Annotated in this window: 13 protein-coding genes; 2 read left to right on the plus strand and 11 right to left on the minus strand. The window is 43.8% G+C overall.

Features of this window, described 5'->3' with window-relative positions; genetic code table 11:
* Positions 1-4: 4 nt before the first annotated feature.
* Positions 5-2563 carry a DUF5686 and carboxypeptidase-like regulatory domain-containing protein gene (locus tag BDI_RS07850; protein ID WP_011966509.1) on the minus strand — a complete coding sequence of 853 codons (2559 nt, stop codon included), beginning with the start codon at positions 2561-2563 and terminating at the stop codon, positions 5-7.
* Between the two features lie 200 nt (positions 2564-2763).
* Entirely contained in the window at positions 2764-5613 is a 2850-nt protein-coding gene (locus BDI_RS07855; protein ID WP_229038777.1) for a bifunctional fucokinase/fucose-1-phosphate guanylyltransferase, read from the minus strand.
* A gap of 208 nt (positions 5614-5821) precedes the next feature.
* On the opposite strand from BDI_RS07855, the gene BDI_RS07860 reads away from it, so the two are divergent.
* Positions 5822-6451 carry a master DNA invertase Mpi family serine-type recombinase gene (locus BDI_RS07860; protein WP_005855789.1) on the plus strand — a complete coding sequence of 210 codons (630 nt, stop codon included), beginning with the start codon at positions 5822-5824 and terminating at the stop codon, positions 6449-6451.
* Positions 6452-6675: 224 nt separating this feature from the next.
* Positions 6676-7137, plus strand: a complete 462-nt coding sequence (ndk, locus tag BDI_RS07865; RefSeq protein WP_011966511.1) for a nucleoside-diphosphate kinase — start codon at positions 6676-6678, stop codon at positions 7135-7137.
* A 195-nt stretch (positions 7138-7332) separates the two neighbouring features.
* Here ndk and BDI_RS07870 read toward each other — a convergent pair whose 3' ends face one another.
* The 9 genes from BDI_RS07870 to BDI_RS07910 form a co-directional block, all read right to left on the minus strand.
* Positions 7333-8523: a glycosyltransferase family 4 protein gene (locus tag BDI_RS07870; RefSeq protein WP_011966512.1), complete on the minus strand. Its 1191-nt coding sequence runs from the start codon at positions 8521-8523 to the stop codon at positions 7333-7335.
* Positions 8520-9680, minus strand: a complete 1161-nt coding sequence (gene wecB / locus BDI_RS07875) for a non-hydrolyzing UDP-N-acetylglucosamine 2-epimerase (RefSeq protein WP_011966513.1) — start codon at positions 9678-9680, stop codon at positions 8520-8522. The genes BDI_RS07870 and wecB overlap by 4 nt, the downstream gene beginning before the upstream one ends.
* Before the next feature lie 29 nt (positions 9681-9709).
* Positions 9710-10915: a UDP-N-acetyl-D-mannosamine dehydrogenase gene (gene wecC, locus BDI_RS07880; RefSeq protein ID WP_011966514.1), complete on the minus strand. Its 1206-nt coding sequence runs from the start codon at positions 10913-10915 to the stop codon at positions 9710-9712.
* 61 nt (positions 10916-10976) lie between these two features.
* Complete coding sequence (locus BDI_RS07885; RefSeq protein WP_009017767.1) at positions 10977-12563, minus strand: alginate lyase family protein; 1587 nt, start codon at positions 12561-12563, stop codon at positions 10977-10979.
* A complete protein-coding gene (locus BDI_RS07890; protein WP_011966515.1) occupies positions 12545-14662 on the minus strand; it encodes a bi-domain-containing oxidoreductase in 2118 nt (705 codons plus the stop codon). The genes BDI_RS07885 and BDI_RS07890 overlap by 19 nt, the downstream gene beginning before the upstream one ends.
* Positions 14659-15705, minus strand: a complete 1047-nt coding sequence (locus tag BDI_RS07895; RefSeq protein ID WP_011966516.1) for a glycosyltransferase — start codon at positions 15703-15705, stop codon at positions 14659-14661. The genes BDI_RS07890 and BDI_RS07895 overlap by 4 nt, the downstream gene beginning before the upstream one ends.
* Before the next feature lie 373 nt (positions 15706-16078).
* A complete protein-coding gene (locus tag BDI_RS07900) occupies positions 16079-17161 on the minus strand; it encodes a glycosyltransferase family 4 protein (RefSeq protein WP_011966517.1) in 1083 nt (360 codons plus the stop codon).
* Positions 17152-18333, minus strand: a complete 1182-nt coding sequence (gene wzy, locus BDI_RS07905; protein ID WP_011966518.1) for an oligosaccharide repeat unit polymerase — start codon at positions 18331-18333, stop codon at positions 17152-17154. The genes BDI_RS07900 and wzy overlap by 10 nt, the downstream gene beginning before the upstream one ends.
* A gap of 46 nt (positions 18334-18379) precedes the next feature.
* The gene (locus tag BDI_RS07910) at positions 18380-19318 is read right to left on the minus strand and encodes a glycosyltransferase family 2 protein (RefSeq protein WP_011966519.1); all 939 of its coding nucleotides are present in this window, start codon (positions 19316-19318) and stop codon (positions 18380-18382) included.
* Between the last annotated feature and the right edge of the window lie 75 nt (positions 19319-19393).

The following is a 19393-nucleotide window of genomic DNA, read 5'->3' on the forward strand; positions in this document are numbered from 1 at the left end:
TGCCCTAGAAGGATAGCTTCATCATAAAACGTATACCCTTTGTCTGGATGCCCGGATGATCCTTATAGGTCAGACGCCATACATAATCCAAACGCAAGAACTTAAAGATATTCTCGATACCGACACCCGCCTCCATATAAGGAGTAGACGGGTCCATCAGGTAAGAGCCCTGCGGGAATAAGAACAAGCCTTCATTCTGCTCACTGATATACGGATTATTCTTATCCGTCAAGTGTCCGAACATACCCCGGAAAGAAAAGACCTCTCTCCATTTTAACTTCTTGATAAGCGGGATACGGTTCAACAAGGCTCCGTTCATGAAATAAGTAATATCCCACGAAGCGTACTCATCGTTGATGAACTCCATCGCATTCATATTCGTATAAGATTCCGGTTGCACCAAATACGACAAGTTTGCGTTTGGCAAGATCAACAAAGGATAAGGGGCTTTTGTCCAAACTTTACCTGCTTTAGCGAGAATATCCACATAACCGAAAGCAGAGAACCAGAAGCGTTTCTGGATACCGATCTCCGTCTTCTGATAATCATACGAACTACCTAATACATCTTGGAAAGCCATCGTATGGTTCAAGGTGAATACCGGTGCGTCAAGCGTAATCGGATAACGGTAATTACGAGTCTGGTAGAATTTCTCATTCGGGGCAAAACGGAACTTAAACTCCACTTCCGACATCCGGTAGGAATCGGTAGCCGTGATCTGGCCATCCGGACCGATACGGTCGAATGCGGCGTAACCGGTTGAGTATTCCTTAAAATTCCGAAGTACCGCCCCATAAGCCCAGCCGTTATAATGTTCACGGTAATAGGTCAGTTCCATATTCCTTAAATAGGTGGCACGTGTATCCTTCTGCCGCTTCAAGGCTAAGAACATATTATCCTTGTTGGTATACATATACTGCTGACCTAACTGGTTAATATCATATAGGTACTCAAACCGAATAGAATGCACGGGAAATTCTTTCCGATAATCCTTCTTATCGATAAAAGAATATTCTACGATACCATCATATTTCAACTTGCGGTCTTTCGATCCATAAGCCAAATAACCATCCAAGAAAAGACGTTTACTGAACGCCGTTGTCGTGGTTCCACCGACACGGAAGCGGGCCCCCTCAATCGCGTTACCACTGATATAGGTGTTCATCGGACCAAACTCGAACTTGCTCTTCTCCGGAATCTTATTCGTCGCGATATAACCGGAGGTAAGGATCGAAACAACCTTCTCCGTCACATAGAAAATAGGAACGGAACGAAGTTTCGCCATTAGCAACTCCACGTTATTCTGCTTGCGAGTTCCCGCCTCAGTAGGACGATTCTCCTCCCAGAAATCCGCCGAACGGCGATAAGCTTCCATCGGTATAATAATAGGTGCGCTCTCCTCGAATACTTTAGGATCATCGGGTCCCTCAAATGCTTGATTCGAATAGATATTCAAACGGCGGGCATACATTCCTTTCGATTTCTCCGTCAATTTGAAGTCCACGTTGATATCATCTTTCGTAATGATACGAGTCCCATCCGGGGCACGGTCGAAAGTCTGCTCGATCGTCATTCCACCGACAAAATTCAAGTTGATCTTCTTCGGGACATTCAACTTAACCTTCTGCACGAAATAAGTAGAATCCAACGTGATAAAAAGATGTCCCGTAAAGCCGAACGTCTCCGGAGTAAACGGAGCGAAACCCAAATCCACACACTTCTGTCCGGCGACCTCCACCGTGTCTAGCAAATAATATTTATAGAAGTTAGGTCCCATCGTAGACATAGGGCTAACGAAACGGTTCAAGAACAAAGGAATATCATTCTGGAAGATATTCACTTCCCGGAATACCTCATTCAAGAACTGTTGCATACCGTCTCGTGAGAAGACCTCATCCACACCAGCCGCTTTCGTAGCCTGAACGACCCTCTTTTCCGTCTTCGGGTCTTTACGATAATAAACGGTCTGGATTTTCTCACGTTCGGATACCGGCAAGATCGTCTTTCCCACCTCCAACGTATCGATAAACTCAGTCAAGAAGTCAAACTTTCCCGCCTTTCCATCCTTTTTCGGTTTCGGTTGGTAATCGTTCATAGCGAAGACCATCTTCTCGTATTGATCATACCGAAAATAATCATGATTACGAGGATCGTTGCTCTCCCGACGTGCGATAGCGTTTTTGATAAAGGTAACCGCAGGATTATCCTTCTTCCGATATCTTTCCTTTCCCGGCTTGATGATCACCTCCGACAAATTAATACTTGTCGGAGCTAGCTGAATCTTCAAATGTTCCGCTTTACCCGGAACGAATTTCAATTCTTTCTCCGTATAACCCAAATAAGAGACCTGTAAAGTACGTACCTTAGATGAAGAGGAGAGCGTAAAAGCCCCATCCAGATCTGTCGTAGCACCTATCGTAGTTCCCTTCAAAATCACAGCCACATAAGGCAAAGGTTCTCCCGTAATGGAATCAGTCACGATTCCTTTTATCATGTAGTTCTGGCTCTTCGCTACCCAAGCGAACGCCAATAAAAGCCATATAAAAACAATTCTCTTCCCCATCAGATCTGACACCTCATTAAACTCCGCAAAAGTACAACAGGATCATTTATATAAATGTTCCAAAACACATGCAATATATTCCAATTAGCAACAAAACAGGCAAAAATACACACGTATATACGCAACGCCCCTCAGCAGTATAGGCATAGGCCTGTATCTATACCAGCGTAAGCCAACACCTATACCGGCGTGGCACGAACCTACGAACGACTAATCTGAAGCCCCTTATTCGACAAGCTCATCTCCACGAACCGGGCGTTCGAATTGGGTGGAGAAAGAGTTAATATCTTTCGGATTTGCAGGGCCGCACCCGGGTCTTTCGCTACGATATATAAGTAACCACCACCGCCTGCTCCCGGAAGTTTATATCCCAAGGCATAAGCCTGTATCTTGGAGATAATAGCTTCCACCGCCGCCGGATTCGTTCCGGAATCGAGTGCCTTATTTTGCTCCCAAGTCTTTCCGACCAATTTACCATAAGCCACGAAGTCTCCGCATTGGATCGCCTCGTACATATCGAGCGCATGGGCTTTCATCTCGGACAAAAGACCTAAATGCACCTCGCTATTCAAGAACATACCCCGTACGATTTCCGACAAAATATCTTTCGCCGTACGAGTAATTCCCGTATAATAAAGAAGATGACAAGGCCGGTATTCCGGATCAGTAAACAAATATTCCGGCAGCCAACGTACCAAAGGATTCTGATTAAAACCCTCGTTCGTTTGCAAGAGTTTCAAACCGTGCAATACACCACCGTATTGATCTTGCCATCCCCCGCCGGTAGTCAGCAATTGTTCTAAAATCAAGGTGCGGTTTCCGATCTCATTCTTATCCCAAGCCAAGCCACAAAAATCAGAGATAGCGCCCAGCACGGTAGCCGCGAGGATCGAGCTAGTGCCTAAACCGGAACCCGCCGGTATCGCCGCCAACAAGGTAATCTCGAGCCCGCTACCAAAAGCTTCCAGCTGGACATCCAAAGAAGCATAAGCCTCCGCCGAGAATTCCGGGACAAATCCCGCCAAGGCCAAAGCCGCTTTCGGGATGGAAAACGGCGATCCTACCTTATTATAATCACGAAGCTCATCCCATGAAGAGATAACCTCCATCGCTCCCAGATCGATCGAGCGAAGGATAATCTTATGGGTATCGGAAGGCTTGATATAGACTTGTAGTGGTGGTTGCCCGTTTAACTCGATCGCCACGTTCACCACGTTTCCACCCGCATATAAGCAATAGGGCGGCGTATCTGTCCACCCACCTGCCAAATCAATACGTACCGGACTACGTCCCCATACGATCTGGTCCCGATAGACATTCAAACACGGCTGCTGCTTACTTCCGAGGACGGAACCGACCAGCCCCTCCCGCAACAAAGCGAAAGCCTTTTGCTCCTCCTCCTTATACGCTACCCCCGAGATCTTCATCACCTGAGAACGGAACATATGATTATGTATCCTTTTCATCAACGGATTATCCTCGGGAAGGGCTTTCGGTAAGACAATCTTGTCTTTGGCGAAGCTTTCCGCTGCATCCGAAAGATCCAATTGATAGAATACACTTTTCTCATGATTAGCGGCCAATAATGACCAGTCTTTTTTACGGAAAACTTCTCGCTGAGCTACTAAACGGCGTAAATTCGCTTGATCGGACAAATCATTCGCCGATAATTTTCGGGCGGAAAGCCAAATATGCTTTCCCTCTTCCCTATCCAGCTCCGTAATCATCCAGCGCAGCACTTTTCCCAGCTCATCCACGGTTTGGCAAACAGGGAACAAAGGTGCGTTTTGTATATCCTCATTCCCTCCCAAGGTGATACCTCGCTCCATCGCCCAAGTCAAGATAGGTTTCCCCATAAACAAGGTAGACACATCAGACAAGGCCCCTTTAAACAAGTCATTAAAACCATAGGGCCTTGCCGCCCAATTGGTTTCCCCTACCGGGACAACATCTACACAGATACCTTCCGGCAGGGATAAGTTCCAATTATTCTCCGGAACACCCGTTATAATTTGCTGGCCACGTAACGTCCAATTCTCACCGATATAACTATTCTCTATCCATAATTCCGAATTCTCAGCGGTCAATTTCTGGTGTAACACCGCATTCTGCACAAACATGGCGGGATGTGGTTTCACCTTACGCTGCATGATCGCACGTTGATCCCTAACTAAGTTCTGTACCGCCAATGTAGAGGAAATCAACTCACGGCTAGTTCCATAATGATAGAACTCTCCACCCGGAAGCGGCAGAATCGCTACTGAAAGCTGATTTAACTCCGAGTCCGTGATACGTGGATTCTTCCCCAAGGCCAACCCGAACTCAGCATATAAATCATACGCCTTCATCGCCTTGCCATCTTCGGTATAGGAATGTTTCATTAATAACCGCACCGCCTTGTCGCTTAGCAGCCAGATACCGATATCCATCAAGAATAAATGACTACCCGCCAATTCCCCCAAAGTTTCCAACGAAGGCTTCTGTAGCATGAAGTCCAGAGTGTCCGGAGACTTACGGCTCGATACAAAAACCCCGTGATTCTTGGCCAACGAAGGCTCGACCCATAAACCGTAACAAACCACATCTACCTCAGGAATCTCCTGCAAAGGCTGGTTAGCACGGATATATACGTCACCGCTAGCGATCAAGGTATGAAGCGATTCCGGCGCCTTTTTCATGATCCGTTCATAAAGAGGTAATTGCAAAGACAATAAGTTCTGGGATAACCTCTGCCCTCTTGCCCAGCGAAACACAGGGATCGGAGTCAATATTTTCCCGGATGGCGCATATCCGGGCAAACGGCGGCTTTGCCCTCCGGCATGCAACAAGATACGCTTCTCCTGTCCCAACCACTCCTCCACGGATACATCAGGGGCCTCTTTTCGCCGGGAGGCCTCCAACAACCAAGTCGTTCCTCCCCCGGATCCCAAGCGGGCACCTACCGGATCCGAGGTGCAAAACCATTCCTCCGTACTTACATGCTCTATCGCATGGAAACAATCAACCAAATTTGGAGGTAAAGACAATAACTTTTTCATACCCATGATCATTCTAAGACTCCTTCTTATTTTTCGAAAGCAAAAGTAACTTAAATTTTCTATACGGATATCCATTAACCCTTTTTATTACAATTTGTATGGAGTTCAAACCCACTCAACTTCTTTAACACACCCATAAAAAAGTTTGTTTTTACTAAAACACACTATCAATCAATCCGTTTCCAGTATCTTGGTTGTTGTTTAATTAAATATAGGACATATGGTATACGGTTATGTAAGAGTCAGTACAGACAAACAAACTACTGAAAACCAGCGATTCGAGATTGAGAAATTCACAAAATCGAGGAACATGAGAATCGACAGGTGGGTAGATGAGACGATCAGCGGGACAAAAGTAATCGCCGATCGCCAACTTGGTAAATTATTAAAGCAAATACGTAAAGGCGACATCCTGATCACGACGGAACTGTCACGTCTCGGACGTAATCTTATGCAAGTTATGAGCTTCCTTCATCAATGTATGGAAAGAGACATCATTGTATTTACGGTAAAGGAAGGTTACGAACTCGGAAATAACATTAACAGTAAAATCTTGGCATTCGCATTTAGCCTAAGCGCCGAAATTGAACGCAACCTGATTTCGCAACGAACGAAAGAAGCGTTGGCTCGGAAAAAAGTGCAAGGTGCCAAACTGGGCCGTCCAAAAGGAGAGCGACCGGAAGCCTGTAAGCTAAAAGGTAAGGAAGAGATGATCTTGCAGTATATTAAAGAACATAAGACTAAAGTATATATCAGCAAGAAACTGGGAGTAAACCGGCAAACCTTGAGGGAATTTCTCAAGACTCATCCGGAAATTCCACGGAAATGGAAAAGAATACAGAAGGATTAACAACTCAAGCAATAATTAACGTATGTTAAATTAGTTTAGTTTAGCAGACTTATCGCTCGTTTATTTGTTTATTCCCATTAACTTGCGGAGGAATAAGATAGAAATATACTTGAAATATCCTAAAAAACATTTCATCCTTTATTCCTCTATCATTCATAAAACGCCGCAAGGTTAACATGTATTCAAGACATCAAACATTTGTTTAATCTTTTAATATAAATCTTATGGAAAAAACATTGGTTATTTTAAAGCCTTGTACCGTTCAGCGAGGGCTGATCGGTGAAATCGTAACCCGTTTCGAAAAGAAGGGACTCCGTCTGGCCGGCATGAAGATGGTTTGGCTAACTGACGAGATCTTGAGTGAGCACTACGCCCACCTGAAAGAAAAGCCTTTCTTCCAACGTATCAAGGACGCAATGAGTGTATGCCCGGTAATTGTATGTTGCTGGGAAGGGGTAGATGCCATACATGTAGTAAGAACCTTGGCCGGCACTACCAATGGTAGAAACGCCGCTCCCGGTACGATACGGGGAGATTATAGTATGAGCGTACAAGAGAATATCGTACACGCATCAGACTCACCGGAGACAGCCGAGATCGAATTGAAACGCTTCTTCAAGGATGACGAGATATTCGATTATGAGCTGAAAAACCTATTGAGTCTTTACGCCAATGACGAGTTTTAAATAAAAAAGAATAGCCGGAAACGAGAGAAATCATTCTCACCTTTCCGGCTCTCATATTTAGAAACCAACATCCTATTCTCCCGAACTGAATGAACAACCTAATTACTAATCTAAAAATCTAATACCATGAAAAACACACTACTATATCTATAACAGGGCATCCCTGCAAAATGTTTAAGGGATTTCATCCTGAAATTAGAAAGCCGATAAAAAACGTTTGTACACCTCCAGTTGCCTTTCAAAACAGAAAGTCGTCTGGGATAATCTTAAGCAGTTCGCTTTTAGCTGTCGATACTCCTCATCCGGCAAGTGGCTCATGGCTTGTACATTTTTAGAAAGTCGCTCATAATCTCCGGGGGCCGAGACAAGGCCCAACTGATTCTCCTTTACAATCTCCTCGCCCTCGCCGCCTCCACAAAACAAGATAGGAACGCCTAACGGCAGCAAATCAAATAATTTAGAAGGTACCGCCCCCCTTATACGAACCGTCAAGGGGATAATGGAGGCATGGTAACGTGTAAGCTCCTCACGCATCCGTTCCTTGGGCAAAGAGCCATGATAAAAGACCCCTTTATCATGTGTCCTCACATAATCCTCTATCTCCAAGGCTTGATTGCCCCCTCCAAATAAATGAAGCTCCGCTCCCATCCCTTTAAAATCGACACACTCTATCAACTCCAATATATTCTGCGCCACGCCCAGCAAACCGGCATAGACGATCCTGAAAGGCTTTCGAGAAGAAGGGGTTTGATTCGGTAAAACAAAACGATGCTGCAAATTCCGATACAAGAACGAGGCCTTGCCCGGCTCATACCGTTTTATATAATCCACGATCTCCTTACTCTGCCCTTGACAGGCCGTGGCCTTACGATAAAGGAACCGCTCGATACGCCCCATCACCCCATGATAAACGCCCCCCTCTTTCATGGCCCCCAGCTCCACGGCCGACAATGGCCAAAGGTCTGAGACGTTCAGTACCACCTTTTTCCGGTAGCAGCAACGAAAAAGCAACATGGCCGAGGCCGCCGCCAAAACAGGAGGGGTCTGGATGATCACCTTATCATAAGATTTTATACGCTTACGCTTGAGAGCGAAACACCAAAGGGTCGTGGCGAAAGCGCACATACTGGCAAGACGGACCAACGGTTTCTTCGAGATCGAGGCATACGTCCAGTACCTGAAGACCGTTATCCCGTTTACATCCTCTGTCTTGGAAAAAGCCCCCCTATATCCATCAAAGATACGTCCCTTGGGATAATTGGGTAAGCAAGTCAACACATCCACCTTTATCCCTAAGCCAGACAGTCCCTCCGCCATGTTCGTAATGCGTGAGGGTGCCGCACCGATCTCTGGAAGATAAGAGGGAGAAACGATCAAGACCCTCATTCCTTCCGGTTCAAAAATTCCACGATCCTTCCGCAAGCCAATCCATCCCCATAGGGATTAACCGCCTTGCTCATCGCATCGTAATAAACAGTATCATCAAGCAACGCCGAGACCTCGCTCACGATCTTATCATAGTCCGTTCCGACCAGTTTCACCGTACCTGCCGCGAGAGCCTCCGGACGCTCGGTCGTATCACGCATCACCAACACGGGCTTGCCCAATCCGGGGGCCTCCTCTTGGATACCGCCGCTATCGGTCAGCACTATCGTTGATTTCTCCATCAGATAGACAAACGACAGATATTCCAATGGCTCAATGAAGAACATATTCTCCAAATGAGAAAGATCCTCGCCGAATACCTCGTGAATCGGCTTGCGCACATTAGGATTCAAGTGCATAGGATAGACAAAATCCACCTCCGGATACTTCCGGGTCAAGTCCTTGATAGCGGTACACATATGGATGAATCCATCACCGAAGTTCTCCCGGCGATGACCCGTGATCAACACCAATCTCTTACCCTCAACCAGACGGTTCACGTCATACCCCGAACGTAAAAGCACGCCTTCCAACTCCTTGTCCAGCTCAGCGTCCGTCTTTATCTTAGTCACCACTTGCCGTAAGGCGTCTATCACCGTATTGCCGGTAACCAAGATTGAGTCCGGATTCACGTCCTCTCGCATCAAGTTCTGCTTGCTCAACCGCGTGGGTGCGAAATTATACGTGGCGATACGCCCCGTGACCTGACGGTTCATCTCCTCCGGCCATGGGCTATAGATGTTGTGGGTACGAAGGCCGGCCTCTATATGACCTACAGGTATCTGTTGGTAGAAAGCGGCCAAGGCGGCCGCCGTGCTCGTGGTGGTATCCCCATGCACCAGCACGACATCGGGTGTCGCCTCACGCAACACGTCACGCATACCGGTAAGGACACGGGCGGTCACGTCATATAAGTCCTGACCCTGCCTCATGATATTCAAATCATAATCCGGCGTGATCTCGAACAATTTTAACACTTGATCCAACATTTCCCGATGCTGTCCGGTAACGCACACGATGGTCTCGAACGACTCCGGATGTTTTTGGAACTCCTTCACCAGCGGAGCCATCTTGATCGCCTCGGGACGGGTCCCGAATACTAACATTATTTTTCTCATTACTGCGTATTCTTCTATTTAGCGAACGATTATTTCTTGAATGTCCCGCAAAAGTCCAGCACCTCCACGTCATCCCGATAATTCAACCCCGCAAACTCCCTATGATTCACCAAGAAGACCACTATATCCGCCTTCTCGTATGCCTCCTTATAAGGGGTCAGCTTAAACAACTTATGCTCCGAAACGTTCGGCTCCACCACCATGATATCAGCGTTGTTGCACGATTGCAACACCTTCGTCGTTATTCCCTTGGCCGGCGATTCACGTAAGTCATCGATATCAGGCTTGAAAGCCAAGCCCATCATTGCCACCGCCGGCTTACGCCCATGCTTCAACTCAAACCGCAGCATGGCGTTCCTCACTTTCTCAGCGCACCAGAAAGCCTTGTAATTATTCGTCTCACGGGCCGTCGAGATCATACGGCTCTCCATCGGAAACTCCGCCGTGATGAAATAAGGGTCCACCGCTATGCAATGACCGCCAACTCCGCAACCCGGCCGTAAGATATTCACACGGGGATGCTTGTTCGCCAAATCGATCAGCTCCCACACATTGATCCCGGCCTTATCACAAATAAACGACAGCTCATTGGCGAAAGCGATCTGTACGTCCCGGCTTGAGTTCTCGGTCAATTTACACATCTCGGCCGTCTTGCTATTCGTTGGGTGAAGCGTACCCTTCACGAACTGGCCGTAGAACTCCATCGCCTTACGGGTGGAGGCCTCGTCCATGCCGCCGATGACCCGGTCGTTATGCACCAACTCATGGATCACGTTACCCGGAAGCACCCGCTCCGGGCAATAAGCGATATAGATCTTGCCCTCCAGTTCCGGCCGCTCCGAGAAAATCAACCTAGCCATCCGTTCGGTCGTCCCCACCGGCGATGTAGACTCGATCACGTACAAATCCCCCTCCTTCAACAAAGGAAGCACCATACGGGTAGCCGACTCAACGAACGATACGTCCGGCTCATGATCCCCCTTGAAAGGAGTGGGTACCACCATGAAATAAGCGTCGCTCACCCGAGGCTCGGTGTACGCCTTGAAATGTCCGGAGGCCAGTACCTCCCGCAACATCTCCTCCATACCCGGCTCGATGATATGCAATTTCCCCTGGTTGGTAACCTCCACCACTTGAGCGTTAATATCCACGCCGGCGATCTCCACCCCGTGCTTTGCGGCAATAATAGCCGTGGGCAGGCCAATATAGCCCAACCCCATGAAACATGCTTTCATAAGAAATATGTGTTATTTTTTAAGTAAGATATTAGGCAGATCAAGAATGGTCCAATAACGATCAACCGATTGTATAAGAAAGTCTCTTCACAAAATGAATACGAATTGTCTTAGATAGGTGAAAACGGTTATACGTAAATGACACTTGGTCATCTACAATCTCGACAGAGGATGCGCCGGCCACTCTTATCGCCGCGATACTCGTCACTATCTCATTTCGTGAACAAGATATGATCTCCACATCCGGAGCCAGATGGATCAAGCTTACGGCTTTCACGGCTGTTGAGACAGAATCCTCTATCCTAAAACGATCCTTATCAATCGTAAATTTTCGCAGATGCCTACCCAATGAGCCAAAACCATCATGCCAAGCCTCTACCTCATTCGGAGAATCTTTAAGAAGCGTCACCCTTGCCCGCCTCCCCACACGAAAGCCTCCCCATACCTCGCTAGAGTTCTTATCCCCTAGCACCACCGTATTATGGGCCGCCGTGCCACGCTCGTATTGCCTACGGGCTGTCTTTTCATACGTAGAAATTCCGGTATCCATAACGAAAGGCTTACCCCCTATCCGCAACTCATAATTGAACGTATCCGCATGCGAATGGCCGGGTTGGTAAGAGGCCCTTATGTCTCCAACATCCACGATAGCCTCCCAATGGCCCGCCATCAATTTTCGATAGCCACACGCTCCCATCGGAAGCTTTTCCCAGTCCATATCCAATCGCTTAGCGTATGCAAACAATTGAGTCGGAGAAGGCGCGATTCCCTCAGCGGAATCATTCAGGAGAGGTATCGTATTATCTTTATAAACGACAGAGGCTAAATGTCCCAACATACCACCGGCTTTTTCTCGTAAGCGTTCATTCAAACCTTCCTGCCCTATAAACCGCAAATTATTTACAGAGACATTATAGCAATCCAGCAATCGATCCAATAATATACAATGATACATCGGTGATTGCTCGTAATGAGCGCCATCCGGAAGGAGTTGCTCTTCCAGTTCCCGCAACAATAAGCCTTTCGCCTTTTGATAGATCGGCTCATCCTTAAAATAAAGCCCGGCCCATAACAAGGAGAAAGCGTCTTCCAATAAGTGATTCCCTAAAAGATGATATTCCAGATTATCCAGTAAAATCTGATATTGGGCATACAAGGAGGAATCCCATTTTCGTTTATTCTCAGCCAGAATATAAGGATGATATTTCGACAGGAACTTGATCCAATTGATGCCTCGTAAAGCGATCGGATAAGGTTCCAGACCATTCCTATTCCCCTCTATTTCATCGACAAACTTATCGATCCAGCAAACGGCCTGTTCGAAAGATATAGTTTCTTGATGAAGGTAGTCCATATAATTTAGATTATAGGACCATAACTTACCAAAGCTCTCATCGTTCCATCCTAGAAAAGCGGATTCCGTACCCAAGAAAGAGAAATGCCCCGTAACACTATCCAAGTCCGTATATTTCGAGATGAAAAGTTTAAAAGACAAAGGATGTCCCACTCTCGGTAATGACAATACATACCGAAAGCTCCTGTATTTCCTAATATATGCCCGTAGCCTATACCAGACTTGATAACGAACTTGGCGAGATCTCAAGTTCCGAAGAGTAGAAATATATAATTTTAGAGATTCACCCAACATCTCTCTTTCAAGCTCGTAATGCAAGCGAAAGTAGCTTTCGTCGTATTCAATATACTCTCAAATGGAATCAATGGCTCACCGCCCTCCCGGATACGTTCATTCAACAACGTAAATTGACGTTTTTGCCCTTTATCCATACCGGCCTTCATCGATGAGAAACCCTTAAAACCATACCCGGTCAATTTACGCCAGTTATCCAAGACCAAGACCCTCTCCTGAGAAAAAACCTCCACACGTTCCTTGGCGTACGATTTCGAGCCGTTCGCAAAGTAATTGATCACGGCGTTCGTCCCATTCGCGTAACGAAGCAATATGCTGGCATTATCCGTATTCTCCTCCGGATTTTCGCCTAACGCATTCATGCAGACCGCCACGACCTCCGAGCCCGCCAAGAAGGAACATAGATCGATAAAATGGCAAGCCTCTCCAATGATCCGCCCTCCACCTATCTCAAGATCATGCACCCACACTTCCCGCGGGATAAATCCGGCGTTCATCGTCGCCACTATATTTTTAGGTCCGTCACCTAGCAATCGCCTCATCTTCTCGGCGAACGGAGAGAAACGCCGGTTAAAACCAACCGTCAAGGTCGTGCCCTCAGGAGCCCCTTGATAAGCCCGTATGATATCATCCAATTCCGTCTCATTCAAGCATAACGGTTTCTCCACGAATACGCTTTTCCCATTCCGTAAAGCCTCTATCACCATCCGGGCATGCAGGTTATGGCGTGTCGTGACCATCACCAAATCCACCTCCGGATCTTTCAATATATTTTGATAGTCCGACGTGGCGTTCTCCGCCCCCGCCTTCCTCGCCAATATCTTGGCGGACAATCCTTGGGCGCTCGCTATATACTTGATTCTAGCATGGGCCTTAGCCAAGCAAGGTATGATCATGGCGGAGGTATAATTACCCGCCCCAATAATCCCGATCTTGCCATTTCCACTCACAAAGGCATTACTGCCGATAGAGACAACTGACTCCATCTTCGAATCAGCGGGAAAACGTAATATGGAAGCGATCGATCCTTTCTTACGCATATCGCCGTAAATCTCCTCATAATCGGCCAAGTCCACCTCTTCCGTTATCAACGACTTGACATCCAACGATCCGGAAGAGATCGCGTGGAGTATCGTCTCAAAATTACGCTTTTCCGTCCAGCGGACATAAGCCAACGGATAATCGTGCCCCTTGTTCTCATATTCCTCGTCATAACGTCCGGCCCCATACGAGCAAGATACCTGAAAACTCAACTCCTTCTTATAGAAGTCATCCCTTCGCATATTCAATCCGACAACACCCACCAAAACGATCCGTCCCCTCTTACGGGACATCTCACTCGCTTGATGGATCACCTCATGGTTTTGCGTGGAGGCCGTGATCAAGACACCATCCGCACCGATACCCCCCGTATAATCCTCCACGAACCTTACCGGATCCGTACCTCTGCCCGGATTAACAGCCACGATTCCCTTCGAGGCGGCCATATCCACCTTCTGCTGGTCAAAATCCACCCCGATAACCTTACAGCCGTTCGCTCTCAACAACTGCGCCGCCACCAGACCGATCAATCCCAGACCGACCACCACAACCGTCTCTCCCAACTGAGGATTCAGCAAGCGGATTCCCTGCAAACCAATCGAGCCAATCACCGTAAAGGCCGCTTCCTCATCCGTTATATCATCCGGCACCTTCGCCACCAGATTCTTCGGCACACAAACAAACTCCGCATGGTTCCCGTTCGAGGCCACCCGATCGCCCACCTTGAATTCCGCAACACCTTTCCCGACTGCTACTACACGTCCGACATTGCAATATCCCAAAGGCAAAGGCTGCCCTAGCTTATTGAACACGGCCTCCAGTGTCGGTTGTAAACCATCCGTCTTTATCTTGTCCAAAACTTGCTTCACCTTATCCGGTTGTTGCCGTGCCTTATCAATCAGGTTCGCCTTTCCGAACTCCACGAGCATACGCTCCGTTCCTAAAGATACTAGCGTACGAGTCGTTTGGATTAAAACATAGCCGGATTTTACTTGAGGAACAGGAACTTCTTCCAAGATGGTTGATCCGGATTTGAGGTCTTGAATTATTTGTTTCATAAAGAATTATATATTTTCAATATTTCATTTACAACATCAGGTACATTTTCTCTAAAATCTATAGTCTCATATTTATCCTTCTTATAGATTTTCAACACTTTATCCTTTAAATCTAAATAGTTTCTGTTTTCAAAAAGTAATGTTCCCGCAGGTCTCTCACATACATCACTTGCTATAGCAGGAGTATTTACCCACAAAGCCTCTTTTACAGATATCCCCTCGATATCAGTAGTAGTAGGACGAATAAAAACATCTGAAATCTTCCAATATTCAAATGCGTTTTGTATTATACCAGAAACTATCTTCACATACTCTTTTAAATGATAATTCTCAATTCTTTTCTGAAGCTCCTCATAATATTTTTTATTACCTATTTCTGGCAAACAGAATAACAAACCTGCATTAATACCATCCTTCCTTAAATCATAAATCAAGTCTATCAAAAGATCTAATCCATATAAATCCAAACCATCTTCAACAACCAAACGAAAAGCATTTGCAGAAATCAGATAATTACATTTTTTTCTAAATTCTAACACCCCCTTTGGCAATCCACAAGACTCAGACTTCATCGGAGGAATAAAAGCAGGAATCACATGCAATCGATTTTCTGACAATCTATACTTTTGAACAAGAATATCTGAATACTTTTTACTATTCAAAATAATAAAATCCGCTCTATGAAAAAACGATGTAAACACAAATTGTTTAAACGAAGACTTCATCCTCGCTATTCTTTGATTATGTAATGTCACACCAATCTTATGACGAATTCCAAATAGCAAAAGGAGTAAAAATATTACATATGAATTTGAATGAACATGTATAATCCTTCTTCTCTTCCACAATAAAGAAAAAATATAAAATGGCAATGAATGTATATTTTCTATATATTCAAAACCTTTCACTTTAGATCCATAATTTATTAGAAAGATTAATCTATATTTATTTAAGCCATGTATTAATCGCTTAACATGAATAGACACACCTCCTAAAGGCGGAGGATAAACTCCTAGAATATTAATAATATTAATAGAATTCATTACAACTTATTTATTAGATATTAAATATTCATCTATAGTAATGAAAGAACGAGGAGAATTACTGAAAGATGGATCCTCCTAGCGTCAACCTTTACCTCGGCTATTCTTTCACGAATAACCTTATACCACTTTTAAAGATATTACAGGGCACTTTATTCTTTTCACAAAAGGACTTAAGAGAGTCACTACTTGGTGATACCTCTGATTGATACTAAAAAAATCGTTCTAAATATTCGATGCTATACATAATTTTTATTTTTTGTAAGTAACGAATGTATTACTTTTAACTATGAGCCCTTTATTGAGAGTTTATCACCAAGTAAACTATAATAAGTAATAAATATTCACACTCCGGAATCACTTCCATATTGATTTAGTTTATTAGTTCCTTTATTACAAAATTTTCTATATCTACATCCAAATCAGAAAGAGAACGAGCATTGCGATAAGTATCTAGAGCACCATCACACAATTTCCGATGGTAATCTGTATCTACACATAGTTTTAAAATGGATTTTTTAAGATCCAATATATTTTTATCCCTCACTAATATGCCATTTCTATCATTTTTTACTGTAAAAGGTATAGCTGAATTGTCAAACGCTATCACTGGCAGTCCGTAAGACATTGCTTCAATTAACACCATACCATAACCTTCCAACAAAGACGGAAATACAAAACAATATGCTCGAGAATAATATGACTTCAATTCTTCATCTGATATACGTCCTACAAAAGTTACAACATCCTCCAACCCATATAAGTGAACCAAAGACAACAGACGTTTATAGTATTTTTTGTAAGAAAGATCTCCCACAATATCCAAATGAATCCCAGATCTTTCCTTTTCAGACATCTGTCCTATTGCCTCCAGTAGATATAAAAGTCCTTTCCGTTGATATACAGTACCAACAAATAATAACCGTTTTAACACATAGCAAGAAGATGTTGGAACATCTTTCTTGAATGCCATTTCGAGAAAAACAGTACGACTATCTGGTCTCATCTGCTTTATCAAGGAATGCGTATATGGATTGGGAGTTATAACAGCGAAAGACACCCCCAGCCCCAGCCATTCCAACATGTATTGTAATAGTCTTTTTATTCCAGACATTTCCTGATACCGAAAATGATGATGAATAACGTAGACTTTCAACTTAGGATAAAATATTCTGAAAAAATAAAGCAACCAAATAGATTGAGCAAACCAACTGCTATTTAAGAATACAGCATCGTATGAACCGATTCTCCTACACGACCAGAGTATGTATGCAGGCAACAACCACTTATTAATGTGTCTAGTATGATCCTTTGTAAAAAAGGACATATCTATCTGTCCAGAAAAAAGTATTCTTTTAAAAAGATAAGAATCATATAATTCTCCTCCTGTCGTAGGATATAGATAATTCCCCGATGGATATAACACAAGTACTTTCTTTTTCTTTTTCATTTCCATATTATTATGTTTGATATAGACAATGTAAACCATATTATCAGCAGGGTATATATAGTATTAGAAAGAGCTGAAATATCTCCACTTGTAGCAAACTCTATTGTTAAAATATAAGCAATTCCAGAAGCATTTGGAAATCCTATCCTCTTTGTTAGATTAAATATTATAATAAGAAGAAAAGTCATCAGAAACAGGTTAAAAAGAAATATGTAAGGAGATTTAACATATGACATTATTAAAACCCCTATGACACCAGGCATAGTTGAACTGTTTTCTAATTTTGAATGCTTTATTTGCTCTTCCACATAGAATCCAGTACTCTTAAACTCAGGTCTGTATCCCCAATAATGTAATGTATCATAAAAGTAAAAAAAATCGGGGATTAATTCCAAATCATAAACATTTTGTGACGAGTTCTGTAAAATATAGGCACTGTTGGAAAAACTACTTATTCGTCCACATAATTTCCCAACCATTATATCAATGTTTGAAGTTTCACTCATCCCTCCTTGTCCCCTTAATTGTGCACGAACATTATAAGCGGAAGAGACAACAATCGGAACCAAATAGAGTATCGCTAATACAAACAAGAAATTTCGCTTCACAAAAGATTTCACCTTCTTGCCTTGCCTAAACAATAAGATGAGTAATAGAATAAAGAACCCTCCTAAAGAATGAGCAAGAATCGTGTGAATAGAAAACAAAAGAACAGTTACAGCAAGATTTTTACGGCTATTGGAAATCAGCAAATAAGCAATAACCCATGGACGTACCATCAACTTGAAGAAAGCCGAACGGATATAAGAAAAAAATCCGCCGTCTATTTCTATCGAAGTTCCCATTTGGCCATATCCAGTAAAGAGTAGACCTATATGAACCAACAATAAAAGCCATGTAATATTGCGAATTATCGCAACCTTGAACTTATCGGGTACATTTTCTGTCTCTTTAGACCTATACCGTTTATACAATCCATATATACCTATATAAGGAATGATAGTCAATACAGCTATAACCAACAAAGCAGGTAACGGAAATAACACATCACGTTGTATGAAATCCCCGTTATACACTCCCAATATAATGGTATACAAACAACTGCCAATTATTGCCAACATATATGGCAGTAAAACCAGCTTTGCACCATATGTATCTATTCTTGAGACATCAGACATAAAACTAATAAAATTGCTAACTGTTTATGATAAGATTCAACAATAGTTAACGACAAAAAGTATAAAAAAAACGTGCAATATAAGGTGATATATAGAATGCTATCCAAAAAAGAGTCTTCCTCTTAAAAGAGAAGTTTTGATGAAGAATAGCTTTTCTCACACCTTCAAAATCTTTTTTAAATGTTACGATATATGGGTTTTCTCCTGCAGATGTTAGGATAACACATGCTTGCCTATATCGTAAAGCAGGATAAATTTCTTTAAATTGATTCTCTGATAATTTGCAACGAAGTAAATCGCAGAGTTTTTCACATTGCTCTACCAAAATTTTCACAGGACGACGTGTTAACGAGCTGTAATTTACATTTTGGACATAATGATAAAATGCTTTTGGTACATATGCCATCTTTATAGGATGTGCCAACAGGCATACACTGACATAAGTATCTTCTCCATATGACAACCCTTCCGGAAAATTCACATCATATTTGCTGTAACAAGCTCGCTTAACGAGCTTGTTACAGCAGCTGCCATGCAGCTGCTGGAACACATCTTTTAGCATCACACAATGCTCTAATATAAATAACCGTTGCTTCACGTAAGTAGATTTCTTGGAAGTATCCCGCCATACATCACAAATTATCATATCTGCATTTTCTTCTTTTGCCTTTCCGTATAGTTCCTCCAGCATATTCGGTTCCACCCAGTCATCTGGGTCAGCGTGTATCACGTACTCGCCTCTTGCATTGTTCATTCCACACTGTCGAGCGGACGCTACTCCACCATTCTCTTTATGGAATACACGGACACGATTGTCCTTCCGGGCATACTCGTCGCAAATTTCTCCGGAACGATCGGGACTCCCATCATCTACCAGCAAAATTTCATAGTCTTGAAAAGTCTGTGCTAGCAGGCTGTCTACACAACGCCGCAAGCAGGATTCCGCTTTGTAAACAGCAACAATAATAGAAATTACAGGTATCATTTGTTATATTTATTAAACATTTTTTACTTTGAATATTATAAACCATACAGCCTATCTTAGCTAACTTTTTAATGT

Origin of the sequence: Parabacteroides distasonis ATCC 8503 (assembly GCF_000012845.1) — a bacterium.
Classification (GTDB): domain Bacteria; phylum Bacteroidota; class Bacteroidia; order Bacteroidales; family Tannerellaceae; genus Parabacteroides; species Parabacteroides distasonis.

Coding starts and splice junctions, on each gene's coding strand:
- BDI_RS07850 (WP_011966509.1), bottom strand. CDS start 2,563: ATGGGGAAGAGAATTGTTTTTATATGGCTTTTATTGGCGTTCGCTTGG.
- BDI_RS07855 (WP_229038777.1), bottom strand. CDS start 5,613: ATGATCATGGGTATGAAAAAGTTATTGTCTTTACCTCCAAATTTGGTT.
- BDI_RS07860 (WP_005855789.1), top strand. CDS start 5,822: ATGGTATACGGTTATGTAAGAGTCAGTACAGACAAACAAACTACTGAA.
- ndk (WP_011966511.1), top strand. CDS start 6,676: ATGGAAAAAACATTGGTTATTTTAAAGCCTTGTACCGTTCAGCGAGGG.
- BDI_RS07870 (WP_011966512.1), bottom strand. CDS start 8,523: ATGAGGGTCTTGATCGTTTCTCCCTCTTATCTTCCAGAGATCGGTGCG.
- wecB (WP_011966513.1), bottom strand. CDS start 9,680: ATGAGAAAAATAATGTTAGTATTCGGGACCCGTCCCGAGGCGATCAAG.
- wecC (WP_011966514.1), bottom strand. CDS start 10,915: ATGAAAGCATGTTTCATGGGGTTGGGCTATATTGGCCTGCCCACGGCT.
- BDI_RS07885 (WP_009017767.1), bottom strand. CDS start 12,563: ATGTTGGGTGAATCTCTAAAATTATATATTTCTACTCTTCGGAACTTG.
- BDI_RS07890 (WP_011966515.1), bottom strand. CDS start 14,662: ATGAAACAAATAATTCAAGACCTCAAATCCGGATCAACCATCTTGGAA.
- BDI_RS07895 (WP_011966516.1), bottom strand. CDS start 15,705: ATGAATTCTATTAATATTATTAATATTCTAGGAGTTTATCCTCCGCCT.
- BDI_RS07900 (WP_011966517.1), bottom strand. CDS start 17,161: ATGGAAATGAAAAAGAAAAAGAAAGTACTTGTGTTATATCCATCGGGG.
- wzy (WP_011966518.1), bottom strand. CDS start 18,333: ATGTCTGATGTCTCAAGAATAGATACATATGGTGCAAAGCTGGTTTTA.
- BDI_RS07910 (WP_011966519.1), bottom strand. CDS start 19,318: ATGATACCTGTAATTTCTATTATTGTTGCTGTTTACAAAGCGGAATCC.